The organism is Salinibacterium sp. NG22, from assembly GCF_015864925.1.
GTDB lineage: Bacteria > Actinomycetota > Actinomycetes > Actinomycetales > Microbacteriaceae > Rhodoglobus.
In genome coordinates this window covers 47836-64836 of the sequence record NZ_JADYWG010000004.1, presented here as the reverse complement: position 1 = coordinate 64836, position 17001 = coordinate 47836, and the positions used below count along the sequence as shown (strand labels likewise).

General features: G+C 61.5%; 15 protein-coding genes and 1 tRNA gene. 8 read left to right on the top strand and 8 right to left on the bottom strand.

The window, feature by feature from the left end:
- Positions 1-24: 24 nt before the first annotated feature.
- The 4 genes from I6E81_RS14525 to I6E81_RS13895 form a co-directional block, all read right to left on the bottom strand.
- Complete coding sequence (locus I6E81_RS14525; RefSeq protein WP_197108968.1) at positions 25-2076, bottom strand: TPM domain-containing protein; 2052 nt, start codon at positions 2074-2076, stop codon at positions 25-27.
- Positions 2077-2133: 57 nt separating this feature from the next.
- Complete coding sequence (locus I6E81_RS13905) at positions 2134-2871, bottom strand: hypothetical protein (protein WP_197108967.1); 738 nt, start codon at positions 2869-2871, stop codon at positions 2134-2136.
- Complete coding sequence (locus tag I6E81_RS13900; protein WP_197108966.1) at positions 2864-3403, bottom strand: sigma-70 family RNA polymerase sigma factor; 540 nt, start codon at positions 3401-3403, stop codon at positions 2864-2866. The genes I6E81_RS13905 and I6E81_RS13900 overlap by 8 nt, the downstream gene beginning before the upstream one ends.
- A 104-nt stretch (positions 3404-3507) precedes the next feature.
- Positions 3508-5337 carry a phosphoenolpyruvate carboxykinase (GTP) gene (locus I6E81_RS13895; protein WP_197108965.1) on the bottom strand — a complete coding sequence of 610 codons (1830 nt, stop codon included), beginning with the start codon at positions 5335-5337 and terminating at the stop codon, positions 3508-3510.
- A gap of 125 nt (positions 5338-5462) precedes the next feature.
- On the opposite strand from I6E81_RS13895, the gene I6E81_RS13890 reads away from it, so the two are divergent.
- Positions 5463-6899, top strand: a complete 1437-nt coding sequence (locus I6E81_RS13890) for a helix-turn-helix domain-containing protein (RefSeq protein ID WP_197108964.1) — start codon at positions 5463-5465, stop codon at positions 6897-6899.
- Positions 6900-6929: 30 nt separating this feature from the next.
- Here the strand turns inward: I6E81_RS13890 and I6E81_RS13885 are convergent, their stop codons facing one another.
- A complete protein-coding gene (locus I6E81_RS13885; protein WP_197108963.1) occupies positions 6930-7370 on the bottom strand; it encodes a rhodanese-like domain-containing protein in 441 nt (146 codons plus the stop codon).
- Positions 7371-7455: 85 nt separating this feature from the next.
- Here I6E81_RS13885 and I6E81_RS13880 point away from each other — a divergent pair, with 85 nt between their 5' ends.
- Complete coding sequence (locus I6E81_RS13880) at positions 7456-8118, top strand: pentapeptide repeat-containing protein (RefSeq protein WP_197108962.1); 663 nt, start codon at positions 7456-7458, stop codon at positions 8116-8118.
- A gap of 53 nt (positions 8119-8171) precedes the next feature.
- On the opposite strand, the gene I6E81_RS13875 is transcribed toward I6E81_RS13880, so the two are convergent.
- Positions 8172-9455 carry an FAD-dependent oxidoreductase gene (locus I6E81_RS13875; protein ID WP_197108961.1) on the bottom strand — a complete coding sequence of 428 codons (1284 nt, stop codon included), beginning with the start codon at positions 9453-9455 and terminating at the stop codon, positions 8172-8174.
- Between the two features lie 97 nt (positions 9456-9552).
- On the opposite strand from I6E81_RS13875, the gene I6E81_RS13870 reads away from it, so the two are divergent.
- Positions 9553-9918 carry a helix-turn-helix transcriptional regulator gene (locus tag I6E81_RS13870; protein ID WP_197108960.1) on the top strand — a complete coding sequence of 122 codons (366 nt, stop codon included), beginning with the start codon at positions 9553-9555 and terminating at the stop codon, positions 9916-9918.
- 67 nt (positions 9919-9985) lie between these two features.
- Here I6E81_RS13870 and I6E81_RS13865 read toward each other — a convergent pair.
- Positions 9986-10058 (bottom strand) — tRNA-Arg (locus I6E81_RS13865).
- An 86-nt stretch (positions 10059-10144) separates the two neighbouring features.
- Here I6E81_RS13865 and I6E81_RS13860 point away from each other — a divergent pair.
- Positions 10145-10939 (top strand): transglutaminase family protein, encoded by a 795-nt coding sequence (locus I6E81_RS13860; RefSeq protein WP_197108959.1) that lies wholly within the window; start codon positions 10145-10147, stop codon positions 10937-10939.
- Between the two features lie 25 nt (positions 10940-10964).
- Here I6E81_RS13860 and I6E81_RS13855 read toward each other — a convergent pair whose 3' ends face one another.
- Entirely contained in the window at positions 10965-11549 is a 585-nt protein-coding gene (locus I6E81_RS13855) for an arginyl-tRNA synthetase (protein ID WP_197108958.1), read from the bottom strand.
- Between the two features lie 99 nt (positions 11550-11648).
- Between I6E81_RS13855 and argS the strand changes: the two genes are divergently transcribed.
- The 4 genes from argS to I6E81_RS13835 all read left to right on the top strand — a co-directional run bounded on the left by argS (position 11649) and on the right by I6E81_RS13835 (position 16998).
- Positions 11649-13310 (top strand): arginine--tRNA ligase, encoded by a 1662-nt coding sequence (argS, locus tag I6E81_RS13850; RefSeq protein WP_197108957.1) that lies wholly within the window; start codon positions 11649-11651, stop codon positions 13308-13310.
- A 5-nt stretch (positions 13311-13315) separates the two neighbouring features.
- On the top strand, positions 13316-14176 hold the full coding sequence (locus tag I6E81_RS13845) for a DUF2993 domain-containing protein (protein ID WP_307784178.1): 861 nt from the start codon (positions 13316-13318) through the stop codon (positions 14174-14176).
- Positions 14177-14281: 105 nt separating this feature from the next.
- Positions 14282-15685: a diaminopimelate decarboxylase gene (gene lysA, locus I6E81_RS13840; protein WP_197108956.1), complete on the top strand. Its 1404-nt coding sequence runs from the start codon at positions 14282-14284 to the stop codon at positions 15683-15685.
- Complete coding sequence (locus I6E81_RS13835; protein ID WP_197108955.1) at positions 15682-16998, top strand: homoserine dehydrogenase; 1317 nt, start codon at positions 15682-15684, stop codon at positions 16996-16998. Before lysA ends, I6E81_RS13835 begins: the two co-directional genes overlap by 4 nt.
- Positions 16999-17001: the final 3 nt, after the last annotated feature.

The following is a 17001-nucleotide window of genomic DNA, read 5'->3' as shown; positions in this document are numbered from 1 at the left end:
CGTGAGTTTTCGAAGAAACCGTACTTAGAATCTACCGCCGCGACTGCGACCGCCACCACTGCGTCCAGAACTTCCACCGGAACGTCTACCGCCGCCACCCGAGAATCCGCCCGAGCGGGAGCCCCCGCCCCACGAACCGCCACTGGACGGTCGTGACGACCGCGACCCGAGGCTGCCACCGATCAAACCGCCGATGATGCCGCCCAAGAGGTCGCCACCACCGCTGCCGCCAACCGCGCCACCCAGGCCGCCAAGCATTCCCGAACCGGAACTGCTGCCCGTCGAGAATTGCGACACCTCACGCTGAGCGAGGTCATAGGCGCTTGCTGCCAACTGATCAGCCTGACGCGCATGCGTCAACGCCGTCACGGGATCGGAAGTCTGCAACGCCAACGCCTGCTTGAACTGACGGTCTGCTTCGCTGATTCTCGTTCGCGCCGTCGCCCCCACACCGCCGCGGCGGGTGGTGATGAACTGCGCCGTGGTCGTAATGCGGGACTGCGCTGCGGCCAAAGCCGCCGACAGCTGCGTAGCGGCGTGGGCGAAGGCAGCTTGCTGATCGCGCACGCCGACAAAAACTGTCTCGAGCGCCGCATTGGCATCACCCAAGATGCTGAGGCTCGCTACGGGGTTGTTCGTCGCGGACTGCGCCGTCGCGAGAGCCGCTTCGGCAGCCGCGATCGCCGGCTGCAACGCTCCGGCAGTGGCATCGCTCGGCAGCGCGCGAGCAGCAGCAATATCGCCCGTGGTGTCAGTGATCGTGGCCGCAAGCTGGGTCTCGGCAGACTGGAGCTCTGTCGCCAAGGAATCAACGGCATCCATGAGTTGGATGGCCTGGCCGAGTTCTGCTTGAGCCGTGCGAACACCGACGGCGGCCTCGCTCGGCTTCTGCGCCTCGATGGCAGCGCTGGCGGCGGTGGAATCGGCAACGGCCGAGGCGAGCAAGGCGCGAGCGCGCTCACCATTGTCAGTCACGGCTTCGATAGCAACCGGCGCATAGCGACCTCGGAGCGCTTCGAGGGCTCTCTCGGTTGCGGGCAATCGCTCCGACGCCTTCGCGATCAGCGTGGACGTTTCGGCGAGGGCTGCGGGGGCATTCGTTTCGAGCTTGCGCAGCTCGTCGAACGCGGCCGCTTGAGCATCAAGCAAATCGTCTGCGCGCTCACACAGCTCGATGATCTCGATCGTCATCGCCCGCTTCTGCTCAGCAGTCTCGGGCTCACTGTCATCGAGCTTCTGACGGATGCGGAACGCCTGCGCCACCGCAGCGCTCGCCTCTTTCAACGATGCTGCGAAGTTAGTCGTGGCCGCCGCGCCAAACTGAGCCTCAGCAAAACCGAGCTCTTGCTCGCTTGTCTTGAGAGCGTCATCCAGCTCGACCAGCGCACTGCCGGCCCGGCGGTCGAGTTCCTCTTGCGAGACGCTCTCGACAGGGGCGCCAGCAGTGGCACCTTTGTTTCCGCGGCGGCGAACGCGGTAAAATGCGTAAGCGCCGACACCGATCACGGCCACTCCGCCCACGATCGGCAACACCGAAATGCCGCCACTCGACGACTCGGTCGTGCCGGATTCCGTGCCTGTGCCGGAGTCGCTGCCTGAGCCGGAGCCCGCAGCAGAATCGCCGGCGAGTGAGTCAGCGCCCGCGATCGCAGCCTGACCCCAGTTATCGTCGCGCAGTTGCGACTCAATGGCGGCTTCCGCTGCATCCAACTCGGCATCGGTGAGGAGAGCATCGGCGGCAACGGACAGCGCGTACTGGCGCTGCGAGACGGCAACAGCGAGCAGCAAATCGTCATCACCGAGCCCGTTAGCTTCGGCTGTGGCATCCGCCCAATCAATGGGAGACGACGGGTTAGTGAACTCGTCGACATACACAACGAAGAGTTGGATGCCGGCCCGGTCATACAACGAATCCAGCGCGTCGGTGACGTCGCCGCTATCGCCCGCAAGTGCTCCCGCGGAATCGACGACATACGCGCCATCGAGGCTCACCGGGTCATCGGCCAGGGCAGGGGTTGCAGTGAGTAAAGCTAATGCCGCAGCGAGGGCGAAAACGGTGCCCAATCGTGCCTTCACAGGGTGCTCCTTCGTCGACAAAAGTGACACGGCGAGTCTAACGACAGGAACCTTGGGTTATTGCAGAACGATCGGCATCTGTTCGCTGCGCACCTCAGCGGCGGCGCCGTCGGCAGGGTCGGTGGGAACGAACGCGAGTGTGCTGCTGACCGCATACGTGCCGGGGTCAACCATTCCGCCCGTGTCGATCGTCGTGCAGTCGTAGATGGCGATTGCCACAGAGAACTCGATGCTTTGGCCAGGCTGCAAATTCACCGGCATGACCGAGAGAATCTGCGCATCGGGGCTGTGGGAAATCACGATGGAATCGTCGAGGAGATTCACGTCAGGCACCGACGCGGTTGTTCCCTGCACGGGGGCATCCGAGTCATTGGTCAGTCGTACCGTTCCGAAGGCGCTGCCCGACGCCACGACTTCTGCCGGTAGTTCGAGTTCGAGCGTCAAGCCGAAGGGCGACGCGGACTCCACCGGAATTGTTGCGCCGCACAGACCCACAACGCGAGAATCATCGGGCGCAGCCTGCGCTGCTCCCGTGTCAGCCGAATCTGCTGCAGACTCCGGCGCAGAGTCGTCCGCCAACATGCTCACCGCGGTATCGCTGCTCGAGAACAGAGGAATAACGTTGGCTCCTGTAAAGATCAGCGAACTCACTGCGAGAGCCCCCACCACGCCCACAGCCCACTGGCGCGGTCGACGACGTGACTTGCTTCGTGAAATTACAGCCGCAGTATCAATAGCTATGGCGGGCGGTTCGCCCGACGTCAGGTGTGCGCGAAGCTCGTTTTCATCAACCACGGTGGCCTCCTACGGTGTCGGCAGCATCGCGATCAAGGCTCACAGCCATGCGGCCGAGTGCGTCGCTCAAATAACGTTTTACAGCCCCTGAGCTGATATCTAGCGTCGCAGCGATGTCGTCCACCTTGAGGTCTTCGTAGTAACGAAGCACAACACAGGCGCGCTCGCGGGGTCGCAACTTCATTAGTTGAGACTGCAAATCCAAGCGAGCCTCAGTGTCAGCATCCGCAGATTCGTGGATGTCGGGCTCTACTGTGAGGTGGGCAATCTTGCGCCAGCGGCTGATCTTTCGACCGCGGTCAAGGTAGGTGTTCAGAATCGCTCGACGCACATAGGCTTCGGCGCTGGCGATGCCAAAACCGTTGCGCAGGCGACCGAATGTTTTCACGAGGGCATCGTGCACAAGGTCGGAGGCATCGTCGCGGTTCCCCGAAATGAGGTACGCATAGCGCGTCAGTGCTTCGCCGCGCTCTTCGACGAGTTGAGTAACTACGTCTTCCCAGCGGGCAGGGGTGTTTTCGGTCTCAGTCACTGAGCCCCTCCTCGCCGTCGTCTCTATTGTGGCCGAGGAATGGCCAATAGTTAGCGCAATTGTGGTCACACTAATAAAGACGAACGGCGAGGCGGTTTCGTTGGTTAGCTCTGGAGACGCGTTTTCAGCTGCTCAAGTTGGCGAGAAACTGCGGCAGGAACACGGTCTCCGAATGTGGCGAAGAATTCTTCGGTGGCTTCGGCTTCGGCGATCCACGAGTCATTATCGATCGCGAATAGCTGTTCCATGGTGTCATCGCCGAGTTCGAGGCCGTCGATGTTGAGGTCGCCTTCACGTGGCATCAACCCGAGGGCACTTTCGCGGGCGGCAACCGTTCCGTCAACGCGGTTGAGAATCCACTCGAGCACGCGTGAGTTTTCGCCAAATCCTGGCCACAGGAAGGAACCATCGGCACCCTTGCGGAACCAGTTGACTTGGAAAATGCGTGGCACTGTGCCGGATCCGCGGAGATCCTGGCCGACCGAGAGCCAGTGGGCCCAATGGTCTGCCATGTTGTATCCACAGAAGGGCATCATGGCGAACGGATCTCTCCGTAGTTCACCAATGGTGCCTTCGGCAGCCGCCGTCCGCTCAGATGAGATAGTGGCGCCCAGGTAGACGCCATGCTCCCAATCTCGTGCCTCCACCACTAGCGGCACGTTGGTCGCGCGGCGACCGCCGAAGATTATGGCGTCGATAACGACGCCCTGTGGCGATTCCCAGTCATCTGCGATGCTGGGACATTGTGCTGCTGCCACAGTAAAACGTGAGTTCGGGTGAGCCGACGGGGTGCCAGATTCTGGCGTCCAGTCGTTACCCTGCCAATCGATAAGGTGCTCAGGCACCTCATCGCTCATGCCTTCCCACCACACGTCGCCGTTATCTTTCAGGCCGACGTTGGTGAAAACGGTGTTACCCCAGATGGTGTCCATCGCGGTTTCGTTGGTGGCGTAGCCGGTGCCCGGTGCCACTCCAAAGAAGCCAGCTTCAGGGTTGATGGCGCGTAGGCGGCCATCAGCTCCCTTGCCGAGCCACGCGATGTCGTCGCCAATCGTCTCGGCCTTCCAGCCGGGGATGGTCGGCTTGAGCATGGCCAAGTTGGTTTTGCCGCAGGCGCTGGGGAATGCTGCAGCGATGTGGAACACGCGACCGCGGGGGTTGGTGAGCTTGAGGAGCAACATGTGCTCAGCAAGCCAGCCCTCTTCGCGAGCGATCACCGAAGCGATGCGCAGTGCGAATGACTTCTTCGCGAGAATCGCGTTGCCGCCGTACGCGGAACCGAATGACCAGATTTCGCGAGTCTCGGGGAAGTGGCTGATGTATTTGGTCTGGTTGCAGGGCCACGGCACGTCAGCCTGGCCGGCATCCAGCGGTGCACCGACCGAGTGGATGGCGCGCACCCATTCAGTGGAGTCATCGATGGCATTGAGCACGGCGGTTCCCATTCGCGTCATGATGCCCATGCTCATGACGACGTAGGGGGAGTCCGTTACCTGCACGCCGATCTTGGCGAGCGGGGAACCGAGCGGGCCCATGGAGAAGGGAACGACGTACATCCGGCGACCGCGCATGCTGCCGGCAAAGAGGCCGTCAAGCGTGTTGCGCATATCTGCAGGCTCGGCCCAGTTGTTGGAGGGGCCAGCGTCTGCTTCGTCGGCGGAGCAAATGAAGGTTCGCGCTTCGACACGAGCGACATCACTCGGGTCGCTGCGGGCGAGGTAGCTGTGGGGGCGGTACTCGTCATTCAGGCGGGTGAGCGTTCCGGCAGCGACCATCTCGGCTGCGAGTTCGTCTGCTTCTTCGGGGCTTCCGTCGCACCAGACAATGTCGTCGGGTTGCGTGAGGGTGGCGATCTGTTCCACCCATGTAATAACGCTTTGGTTTGTTCCGTCGGGTGCGGAGAAGTGCGTCCTTGTCATCTCGGCGATGCTCATTTCTACCTTCCGCTGAAGAGTTGTAGTGCTGAAAAAACTGTTGTTATTCGATGATGACCCAGTTTTGCTGGTGATGTTGGCGAATCGAGTGGAAAGAATCACTATTCTTTAGTTATAGTGAACGTGTGAATGATCTTGTGACTCTCGGGCAACGCATCCGACATTTCCGCACAACCTCCGGCATGACCCTCGATCAGTTGGGAGACAAGGTCGGTGTGGCCGGTAGTCAGCTCTCGCTGATGGAGAACGGGCGACGAGAACCCCGACTCACTCTTCTGTCGGCGATTGCCGCAGCCACGGACATCCAACTTGCTGATCTCTTGGAGGAGTCGCCGCCTACCAAGCGCGCAGCCCTCGAAATTGAGCTGGATCGCTTGCAACGCAGCACTATCTACGCCTCGCTGGGGTTGCCCAAGATTCGCCCATCAAAGGGCATTCCCGATGAGACGCTTGAGGCAATCGTGGGTCTTCACCATGAACTTTCGACGCGATCACGCAAAGCAATTGCCACGCCAGAAGAGGCCCGTCGTGCCAACACCGAGTTGCGGATCCGCATGCGTGCCCTCGACAACTACTTGCCTGAGCTTGAAAAAGAAGCCGAAAAGTTGACGATTGCCGGAAATCACACCTCGGGTGCCCTGACTCACCGGGCCGTGAGCCTGATGGCAGAATCGCTCGGCTTTGAGCTCGTGCATGTGCACGACCTGCCGCATTCAGCACGCTCGGTAACGGACCTCAAACATGGGCGCATCTACTTGCCACCGGCATCCATTCCTGGCGGTCACGGCTTGCGCTCCATGGCGCTTCAAGCGATGGCGCACCGCGTTCTTGGGCACACCGAACCCACCAGCTATGCCGAGTTCTTGCACCAGCGTCTCGAAATTAACTACTTTGCGGCGGCAGTGCTCATGCCCCTCAAGCAGTCCGTTGCATTCTTGAGCGAAGCCAAGACGAATCGCAATATCGCTGTTGAAGATTTTCGGGATGCCTTTGGCGTCACCCACGAAGCGGCTGCGCTGCGCTTCACCAACTTGGCAACCTCGCACCTCGATCTCGAAACGCACTTCTTGCGCGTCGGTGACGATGGGGCTGTCTACAAGGCCTACGAAAATGATGGCCTGCGGCTGCCCGTTGACGTCACCGGTTCAGCGGAGGGCCAGTTCGTGTGCCGCAACTGGAGCGCGCGAACAGCGTTCACGCGCACCAACCGCACGACAGAGTTCTACCAATACACCGACACCCCAGAAGGCAGCTTCTTCGAGTCAGCCCAAACGGGAACAACGGATGCGGAAGAATTCTCCATCACCATCGGGGTGCCCTTCGCGCACTCCAAATGGTTCCGCGGCCGGGCTACGGACGTGCGCCAGTCGTCAACCTGCCCCGACGAAAGCTGCTGCCGCAAACCCGAAGACGAGTTGCGCGATCGCTGGTCAGGCAACGCCTGGTCGAGCGCCAAGCTTCACGCCCACATTCTCTCGCCGCTGCCCTCGGGAACCTTCCCGGGAGTGGATGATCGCGAGCTCTACGAATTCTTGGAGTCGCACGCGAGCGACGCGCACTAGCGGCGCACCGCGAGGCTAGGCTCCTCGCGGTTAGCAGTCGCAGGAGATCGCTGAAACGGGAGCGGTGAGCGGATCCTTTTCGCGGATTACTGGTCCGTTGCTGTCAGCGACGGGGTAGCCTTCGCGCGCCCAGTATTCGAAGCCGCCGATCATTTCGCGTACCTCGTAGCCGAGTCGTGCGAACTCGAGGGCGGCTTTCGTGCCGCCATTGCAGCCCGGGCCCCAGCAATACACGACAACGGGCATATCGAGGGCGATCTCGTTGCCGGCCCGCGCGCTGATGTCCGCAGTTGGCATGTGCACGGCTCCGGCGGCGTGGCCCTGGTTCCAGGCGGCATCGCCTCGGGAATCGATCAATACGAAACGTTCCTGTGTCTCGAGGGCAGCTCCGACATCCGAGGGATCAGTTTCGAAGTCAAGCTTGCGTGAAAAGTGGGCGACTCGGTCAGCGGCAGTTGCGGGAGGCGTCATGGCAACAGATTAGTGGGCGGCGTCGGTCGCGTGGGGTAACTTCGGTTCGGCACGACACCAGCTATTTGAGGGAGCAATTGATTGCATGGCTAAGAAAACGGCAACCGCTGCACCGCTCATCGATGCTCTGCAGCTTGAGAACCTCGCTGAGGGCGAGGCCACGCTGCTGCGCGCACACGAAAGCTATGACGGCCAGCGGTTTGCGGCATCCGATCTGAGCGAATACGACCTAGCGGGTTCGTCCTTCTCGGAGTGTGAATTTTCTGAGCTGGAGGCTAACGGCGTTGACCTTCGGGCGGCGACTTTTGTAGAGAGCCGGTTCGAGAAGCTCAACGCTCCCATCTTCACGGCACCGCGCTCGAATCTTCGCGATGTGAGCATCGAAGGGTCCCGCCTGGGCTCCGCGGAGTTTTATGAGTCCACGTGGAAGTCGGTTCGTTTTACGCACTGCCGCATTGGCTACCTGAATCTGCGCGGTGCCCACCTTCAGGATGTGCTGTTTGACGACTGCCTGATCGATGAACTCGATCTTGGTGCCGCAACAGCCAACCGAGTTTCATTCGCCCATACCCAGGTAAATACCCTCGATCTCACCCGCGCAACGCTGACGAATTTCGACCTGCGTGCCCTCGAGTTGCGCCACGTCACTGGAGTCGAGCATCTCAAGGGCGCCACCATCAACTCTTACCAACTGGCTGAGTTCGCCCCGATGCTTGCTGCCCACTTGGGCATCGTGCTCGAAGAATAGGGGCGCCCGGCGGGAGGCCGCAACGAACGCCCCTGACGAGTCGTGGAGCCGGCTCAGCAGCCTCCGCCGCTGGAGCTGCAGCACACGCCCGTTTCAGGCAGCATCAGGTTGACGCGACCAGCGCTCGCCGTATCGCCCGCGATCGCAGCGACCACGGAGCGCACTTGTTCGTACCCGGTAGCCATGAGGAATGTTGGCGCCCGGCCATAGCTCTTCATGCCGACCACGTAGACATTCTTCTCGGGATGGGCGAGCACGCTAGCGCCGTGTGGCTCGACGGTGCCACAGCTGTGCACGTTCGGGTCGATGAGAGGTGCAAGCGCGACGGGAGCCTCAAGCACGGGGTCGAAGCTGAGGTGCAGTTCACGCAGGATGCTGAGGTCAGGGCGAAAGCCGGTGGCGGCGGCGAGAGCATCCACGGTCACGGATTGTTCGCCATCGGGGTTACTGCTGATTACGCGCAGTCGACCATCGGGCTGAGGTGCAAGCTCGGTGATGGTGAAGTCAGTGAGCAGCGTAATGGCGCCGGATTCCACGGCACCCTTCAGTCGGGTCCCGAGTGCGCCACGGCCCGGCAACTCATCGGCAGTGCCACCGCCGTAGAGGCGGCGAGCGGAGCGCCCACGAATGGCCCACGTGATTTCTGTGCCGGGTGCGCTCTCACGTAACTCGGCAAGCGCAATCAGGGCGTTGGCGGCCGAGTGACCCATGCCAATCACGAGGGTGTGCTTGCCGGCGAAACGCGCACGATCGGTGCCGAGTACGTCGGGCAGCGGGCCCGCGAGCCACGCAGCGCTGTCGGTTTCGCCGGTCGCGGGGAGCCCAGAAGCACCAATGGGATTGTCGTGACCCCACGTGCCGGAGGCGTCGATAATCGCCGACGCGAGGATGTCGTACACGCCATCAGCGGAGTCAACGCGAACCAGCAGCGGGTGGCGCTCGCGGCCAATAGTTCTGGTGGAATCGATGCCCTGGCGCGACGTGCCAATCACGCGGCTGTTGTAGCGGATGAGCGGGGCAAGTTCGGAGGCTGCGGCGAGCGGCAGGAGATAGTCGTGAACGAGTTCGGAGCCGGTGGGTAGGGCTTCGGGGTCGGGGGAGACCCAGTCCGTTTTTTCGAGCAATTCACGGCCAACCGGGTCGATGCTGTAGCGCCAGGGGGAGAAAAGTGAGACGTGACCCCACTGGCTGATCGCGTCCCCGGCGTGTTCTCCAGCTTCGAGCACGATGGTGTCGATGCCGCGTTTGTTGAGGTTGGCGGCGGCGGCGAGCCCGATGGGGCCGGCTCCGATAACGACGACGGGTAGCAGGCGTGCGGGGGAAGGTGCGGCGGTCATTGCTCTCCTCATGTTGTTCGCCAGCAGCACTACTAGCGTTCGCTCACGATAACAGCAACTACTGTTGATAACAAAGAAACGATGTAGGATCGCTGTTATGAGCGAACGCGTCGAACTTCTGACAATTCAGAAGCCCACTTGGTCAGCCACAGCCGAGCGCGCCCAAAGTTTGGCGCCACTCCTGCGTGCCCTCGGCGATCCCAACCGGCTGCAGCTCGTGCTTCTGCTTACTGAACGCGCGCATACCGTGCGTGAACTCACGGATGCCACCGGCCTCAGTCAAACGCTCGTGAGTCACCACTTGGCGCCCCTGCGCGACAACGGCCTCGTCACGGTCACACCCCGCGGTCGTTCCAACGTCTATGAACTCTGCTGCGAAGCCTTTGCGGAGCCCGTCAAGATGCTCGCGTCTGTTGCGACAAGCACGGATGCCGGCGCTGAGGCCTGCTGCGTCGTTAACTAGCAGCCAAAAGCAATCAGCCATCGTGTGGCCAGAACAGCACGCAGCGAACGTGCGGTGAAAATAACAGTGCCCCCGGAGGGAATCGAACCCCCGACCTACGGTACCGGAAACCGGCGCTCTATCCCCTGAGCTACGAAGGCAAGGGCTCCATCTTAGCAAGCAATCGTTCCCACATTTAGCACGCTGTGGTGATGCCCGGTTCAGCTTCTCGTGACATTATCGGGGGATGCTGCGTACCGTGTCATCCCACCAAGAACTTGACCTTCGTGGTCTCACCGAAATGGTCTTTAGCATTGCGGTGTCTGCTCGCTGGACTACGGCATCCGAGTCCGTTGATTTTGTGTTGGATGGTGAGCCCCAGCAGCCAACAGAGTTGGTCGATGCGCGCGGAACCCGCCTGCACTCGCTGATTGCTGGCCCAGGGCGTCTTGTCGTGGACTACGCCGCCACCGTTGAGGAAACCCCCGAACCTGCGCCGGTCAACGAGATCGACCTGATCGAGTATTTGCGGCCGAGTCGGTATTGCGAATCCGATGTTCTGCTTCCGAGTGCTCGTTCGTTGTTCCCGAGCCAGACGGGTCACGAGTTGCTCCTGGCTGTGCGGGATTGGGTCGGGGCAAACATGCGGTACACGCCAGGCATCTCCTTGGCGACCGATGGTGCAGCCCATTCGATGTTGGCGCGCCAGGGCGTATGCCGCGACTACGCGCACCTCACTATTTCGATGCTGCGCGCCAAAGATGTGCCGGCGCGGTATACCTCGGTGTATGCGCCCGGGCTGAGCCCCATGGATTTCCATGCCGTCGCCGAGGCGTATGTAGACGGTGCTTGGTGGGTTGTGGATTCCACCGGGCTTGCTCCGCGTCAGTCACTCGTGCGCATTGCTACGGGCAGGGATGCAGCCGATACGGCCTTCCTCACCAATCACTGGGCTGACCTGTTCTTGCAGAAGCTTTCGATCACCGTGACGGCAGACACGCTTCCGATAGACGATCACCGCTCGCCGGTTCAGCTTCCGTAAAGCCGCACAGCCACCACGGCGGTAGCTAGTTCAGCGCGGCTTCCACGTCAGCGACGAGGTCAGCGGCATCCGCAGCTTCGAAGAACGCTGGCGAACTGAGGGTTGCCCAGTAGGCTCCGGCGAATACTTGGGCTGTGCCGACGCCTCCCGAGACCGCGAAGTAGCCATCGAAGCTGCTTGTGGACGCGCCAGAGTTCGACTTGAGCGAGTCGTACTTTGCAGGAGTCGGTTGCGCAACCGACACGTCAATGGTGACTCCGCTGGTGGAGTTTTCCCATCGGCAGATGGTGCCCCGGGATTCAAAGGCTGTTTCTGCCGTGGAGCCTGCGGGCGGAGTAAAGCTGTTCAGCAGCAAGAAGTTCGAGTTGAAGTCATACATAGCTTGCGGCGAGATGAGCTCTGTACACGCGATGTCAACGGGCGTTGCCTCCGGATCGGGGGAGGTTGTCGCGGTCGGTTCGGCCTCGGGCGTTGCGGTGCTGTCGGGGTCGATCGTGCGAGTGGGGTTCGGCCCGACCGGGTCTGGCTCGGTGGGAACGCACGCGCTCAAGAGGAGAGCCGATGCACTCAGTGCGATCACTGCAGGAATAACGCGAAGTCGAGAAGCCATGGTTCCATTCTGGTGACCTCTGACACCAACGAAGTGCAGTGACCCGGCATTGTCGCGAACTGCGCCAGAAGCTCAGTCGCCACCCAGTACTCTTAAGGGGTGAATCCTGCTGATCTTTCTGCCACCTTGCTCTCTGTCGTCTCCCGCATTGCGGCTGACCGCGGCACGCCCGATTTGGGCCTGACCGTGAGTGACCTGGTGCTCGAACGACCGCGCAACCGCGATCACGGTGATTGGGCATCCAATATCGCTATGAAGTTGGCGAAGCCGCTGGGCGCCAACCCCCGTGAACTCGCGACTGAAATCGCCGAGCAGGCGCGTGCGATCGACGGCATTGCCTCGGTAGATGTTGCAGGCCCCGGCTTCATTAACATCACCCTGGATGCCGCTGCCGCGGGTGCGCTCGCGAAGACCATCGTTGAGCAGGGCGAGGCCTACGGTCGCAATGATTCCCTCGCGGGTCAGACCATTAACTTGGAGTTTGTTTCGGCCAACCCCACCGGCCCGTTGCACATTGGTCACACTCGGTGGGCTGCTCTGGGCGATTCGCTTGCGCGCGTGCTCAAGTCCGCTGGTGCTGAACTGGTGAGCGAGTTCTACATCAACGATGCCGGCAACCAGATGGACAACTTTGGGGCATCGATTCTGGCGTCGGCGAAGGGTGAGCCCACTCCGGAGAACGGCTACCCGGGCGCTTATGTTGCCGAGCTCGCTCAGCGAGTGCTCGCCTCGAACCCCGAAATTCTTGAACTCGACCACGATGAGGCCATCGCTGTTGCGCGCGAGCGTGGCTATGAGCTTCAGCTCGGCGAAATCAAGAAGTCGCTCGCGGCGTTCAACGTGCACTTCGATGTCTGGTTCAGCGAGCGTGACCTTCACGCGGTGAAGGACGACGGCAAGAGCGCTATCGATACTGCTGTTGAGCGCTTGCGGGCTCAGGGCCATGTCGCCGACAGTGACGACGCGGTGTGGGTCAAGACCACCGACTTTGGCGACGACAAAGATCGCGTGATCAAGCGCGGCAACGGCATTTACACCTACTTCGCCGCCGATGCGGCCTACTACCTCAGCAAGGGCGACCGTGGCTACGCCCACAAGATCTACCTGCTCGGTGCCGACCACCACGGTTACGTTCACCGTCTCAAGGCGCTCGCGGGCGCTGCCGGTGACGACCCCAACAAAGACATCGAGGTGCTCATCGGGCAACTCGTCAGCATCAACGGTGCTCGCCTCTCGAAGCGTGCCGGCAACATTATCGAGCTCGACGATCTTCGCGAATGGCTCGGAACGGATGCCCTGCGCTACTCGCTCGCGCGCTACCCCGCTGATTCGCCGCTCACCCTTGACCCCGAGATTCTGCAAAAGCGCACGAACGACAACCCCGTCTTCTACGTTCAGTATGCTCACGCGCGCACTCACAGCGTCGCGCGCAATGCGGGGGAGTCGGGAGTGGATCGCAGCGTCTTCGATGCTTCGTTGCTCACGAACGAAACCGAGAGCATCCTTCTCGGCGTTCTTGCTGAGTTCCCGCGCATTGTGGCTCAGGCCGCAGAGTTGCGTGAACCGCACCGCATCGCGCGCTTCGCGGAAGAACTCGCCGGCAGCTACCACCGCTGGTACGACCAGTGCCGCGTCACGCCGATGAACGATGAAGAAGTCACCGACGTTCACCGCACGCGCCTCTGGGTCAACGATGCTGTCGGTCAAGTGCTGCGCAACAGTCTCTGGATGCTCGGAGTCAGCGCCCCGGAGCGGATGTAGCGTCCGTGGCTTCCGACGATCAGCCCACCATTGAGTTGCGCCTCGATGGCGCCGCGGATTCTGACCCTGAGGCAGCCACCGGCTACGCCGTTGCGAAGCGCAAGCGACGCAGCTGGATTGGTTGGGTTGTCGCCGGGGTCATTCTCCTCATCCTGATCGTCGGTGTTGTCCTCGTAGAGACTGTCGGGCGCACCGCAGCGGTCCGCATCGCTCAAGACGAGATTGCCTCGTCGCTCGGCTTGGAATCCAGTGAGGGCGTTGCTGTCGATTTAGGCTCGGGCTCGCTGATCCTCCAGGCGCTCACGGGCGGTCTCGATGTGGTGACGATCGACATCGATCGGTTTGAGGTAAACGGCCTCGAGTCATCCGTGCAGGTCGTTGCTACCGGGGTTCCCGTGGTGTCGTCGCAGCCGATCGACACAGTCTCGATGGATGTCGCGATCACCGGCGCAGAGGTATCGAAGCTTGCAACAACGCTGAGCGGTACCGGGCTCGACTCGATTGAACTCGAAGGCAGCGCCATTCGGGTATCGACGGTCTTTAAGCTCCTGTTCTTTGAGATCCCCGTTGCCCTCGATCTGGTGCCGGTTGCCGCGGGGGACTCGATCGCCTTCGAACCAGAATCGGTCGTCCTGGGCGACGAGCAGATTTCGGTTGCCGATTTGCGACAGAATCCGCTCGTTTCGGGTCTGGCGGGCAGCCTGCTCAGCTCTCAAGAGTTCTGCGTTGCGTCCTCGTTGCCGACGGCGCTAACGATCGATTCGGTTGCGGTAGCCAACGACAACCTGGTCATCCAACTCAATGCTGATGGCATCGCGCTCGATGATGCCGCGTGGAAGCAATACGGCACGTGTCCAGCGCCGTAACCCGATTCAACGCTAGCGGCGCCAGCCGTTAGAGTGGTCAGCATCCCCAACGCCCGTGCGGACACAATCCGCCGTTTTCCGTCTACATCTCTGTGAGGTGCGACTGTGTTCGCGAACCCGCTGGCGCCCGAGTGGCTCGAAGCTCCTGCCGAAGCAAATTCTTTGCCGTCGACCGTCTGGTCACGCACTGCAGCGCGCGCTGCAAACGGTGAATTGACGATTGCTGGCGTTACCGCTGGCGATCTCGTCTCCCGCTTCGGCACCCCCGTGTACGTCGTCGACGAAGCGGATGCCATTGCTCGCGCGACCGAGATCAAGGCCGCCTTCGATACCGAGTTCGCTCGCATTGGCTCCGCAGCCAAGGTGTATTACGCGGGCAAGGCGTTCCTGTGCACAGAGGTGGTTCGCTGGATGACGGCCGCCGGCCTCAACATCGATGTCGCCAGCGCTGGTGAGATGGCGGTTGCACTCGCGGCCGGCGTCGATGCGTCGCGTTTGGGATTCCACGGCAACAACAAAAGTCTTTCCGAGATCGACCGTGCCGTGCGCGCGGGCATCGGCCCCATCGTTATCGACAGCGTCGTCGAAATCGGTCGGGTTGCTGAAGCCGCCACACGGCACGGTCGAACCCAGCGGGTGCGTTTGCGCATCAACAGCGGGGTTCACGCATCAACCCACGAGTACTTGGCGACGGCGCGGGAGGACCAGAAGTTTGGTGTCCCGCTCGCTGAGGCTGAAGCGCTCGTGGAGCAGATCCGCTCGCATCCTTCGTTGGATTTTGTGGGAATCCATTCGCATATTGGTTCGCAAATTTTTGATACGGCGGGCTTTGCTGAGGCGGCACGTCGTTTGCTTGAGTTGCATGCGCGTTTGTCGGTGGTTGCTCCGGTGCCCGAGCTCAATTTGGGTGGCGGTTTTGGCATCGCGTATACCTCGGTTGATCAGGCTTTGCCGGTTGCTGAGCTTGCTGCGTCGCTGGCTACGATCGTTGAGGCTGAGTGCGCTCGGCTCGAGATCCCGGTGCCGATCATTGCGATTGAGCCCGGCCGGTCGATCATTGGCCCGTCGACAACCACGCTGTACACAGTGGGCACGATTAAGGATGTGCTCGTTGATGGTGTCGCCGTGCGCAAGTACGTCAGCGTTGATGGCGGCATGAGCGACAACATTCGCCCCGCTCTTTATGAGGCCGACTATTCAGCTCGCATCGCCAATCGGGTTTCGGATGCTGCCCCTGAGCTTGCACGCATTGTGGGCAAGCACTGTGAGGCCGGCGACATTGTGGTGCGCGCCGAATACGTGCCCGGTGACGTCGCGATCGATGATGTGATTGCCGTGCCTGCGACCGGTGCCTACGGTTGGGCGATGTCCAACAACTACAACTATCTTGCGCGCCCGCCCGTCGTTGCGGTGCGCGATGGCCACGCCCGCATCATTGTGCGCGGCGAAACCGAAGACGACCTACTCAGCCGCGACGCGGGAATTAAACCATCGGGAGACTCTGAATGATCGAATACCGCAACCTTCGCGTCGCAGTTTTGGGCGGAGGGAGTGTCGGATCGCAGGTCACCGCACTGTTGCTTGAACACGCTGATGAACTCGCTGCCCGTGCCGGAGCCGGACTCGAAGTCGTCGGCGTCGCCGTTCGTGACCTCGACGCTCCCCGCGACACCAGCATCCCGAAAGAACTTCTGACGACCGATGCAGAGTCGCTCATCGTCGGAGCGGACATCGTGATTGAGCTGATTGGCGGCCTCGAGCCCGCGCGCACCTGGATCCTCAAGGCTCTGCACTCGGGCGCCGACGTCATCACCGCCAACAAGGCGCTTCTGGCTCACCACGGCGCTGAACTCTTCGAAGAGGCCGCTCAGGTCGGCGCGCAGCTTTACTATGAAGCTGCCGTTGCTGGCGCGATCCCCATCATTCGTCCACTGCGCGACAGCCTCGCTGGCGACCGCGTCAAGCGCATCCTCGGCATCGTCAACGGCACTACGAACTACATTCTTGACCGCATGGATGCCACGGGCGACAGCTTCGACGACGCGCTCGCCGAGGCGACTCGCCTGGGGTATGCCGAAGCCGACCCCACGGCAGATATCGAAGGCTATGACGCCGCCCAGAAAGCATCCCTGCTCTCGAGCCTCGCGTTCCACACTCGCGTTCCGCTGGAATCGGTTTACCGTGAGGGAATCACGGGCGTCACCGCCGAGCAGGTCGTTGCGGCTCGCAAGGCTGGCTATGTCGTCAAACTGCTGGCCATTTGCGAACGCATCCTCAACGCTGACGGCACCACCGCTGGTGTCAGCTCTCGCGTGCATCCCGCGCTTGTTCCGCTGACTCACCCGCTCGCTGCCGTGCACGGCGCGAACAACGCAGTGTTTGTTGAGGCCGAAGCCGCGGGCAGCCTTATGTTCTATGGCGCTGGTGCTGGCGGAATCGAAACAGCATCCGCTGTTCTCGGTGATGTCGTATCTGCTGCTCGCCGCCACGTCATTGGTGGACCTGGCGTTGCCGAGTCGACGCACGCTAATCTCCCCATTTTGCCGATCTCTCGCGTCACAACGCGTTACCAGATCACCTTGACGGTCGTTGATGAGCCCGGTGTGCTCGCCACAATTGCTGCCGTCTTTAGCGACAACGGTGTCTCGGTCGAGGCGGTTAATCAGACTGTCGGCGCGGTAACTGAGGGAGTGCCGAGCGCTACCCTCATTACGGTCACGCACGAAGCGACCGATGAATCGCTAGCCGCCACGGTGGCAGCGCTGACCGAGAACTCGGTTGTGCGCGATGTGGTGTCCGTGTTGAGAGTTGAAGGACTGTAGCCA

What these genes read in the sequence shown, in the direction of transcription:
- I6E81_RS13870 (WP_197108960.1), top strand. Translation starts at nt 9,553, where the DNA reads ATGAGCGAACGCGTCGAACTTCTGACAATTCAGAAGCCCACTTGGTCA.
- I6E81_RS13835 (WP_197108955.1), top strand. Translation starts at nt 15,682, where the DNA reads ATGATCGAATACCGCAACCTTCGCGTCGCAGTTTTGGGCGGAGGGAGT.
- I6E81_RS13880 (WP_197108962.1), top strand. Translation starts at nt 7,456, where the DNA reads ATGGCTAAGAAAACGGCAACCGCTGCACCGCTCATCGATGCTCTGCAG.
- I6E81_RS13895 (WP_197108965.1), bottom strand. Translation starts at nt 5,337, where the DNA reads ATGAGCATCGCCGAGATGACAAGGACGCACTTCTCCGCACCCGACGGA.
- I6E81_RS13875 (WP_197108961.1), bottom strand. Translation starts at nt 9,455, where the DNA reads ATGACCGCCGCACCTTCCCCCGCACGCCTGCTACCCGTCGTCGTTATC.
- I6E81_RS13855 (WP_197108958.1), bottom strand. Translation starts at nt 11,549, where the DNA reads ATGGCTTCTCGACTTCGCGTTATTCCTGCAGTGATCGCACTGAGTGCA.
- I6E81_RS13860 (WP_197108959.1), top strand. Translation starts at nt 10,145, where the DNA reads ATGCTGCGTACCGTGTCATCCCACCAAGAACTTGACCTTCGTGGTCTC.
- I6E81_RS13885 (WP_197108963.1), bottom strand. Translation starts at nt 7,370, where the DNA reads ATGACGCCTCCCGCAACTGCCGCTGACCGAGTCGCCCACTTTTCACGC.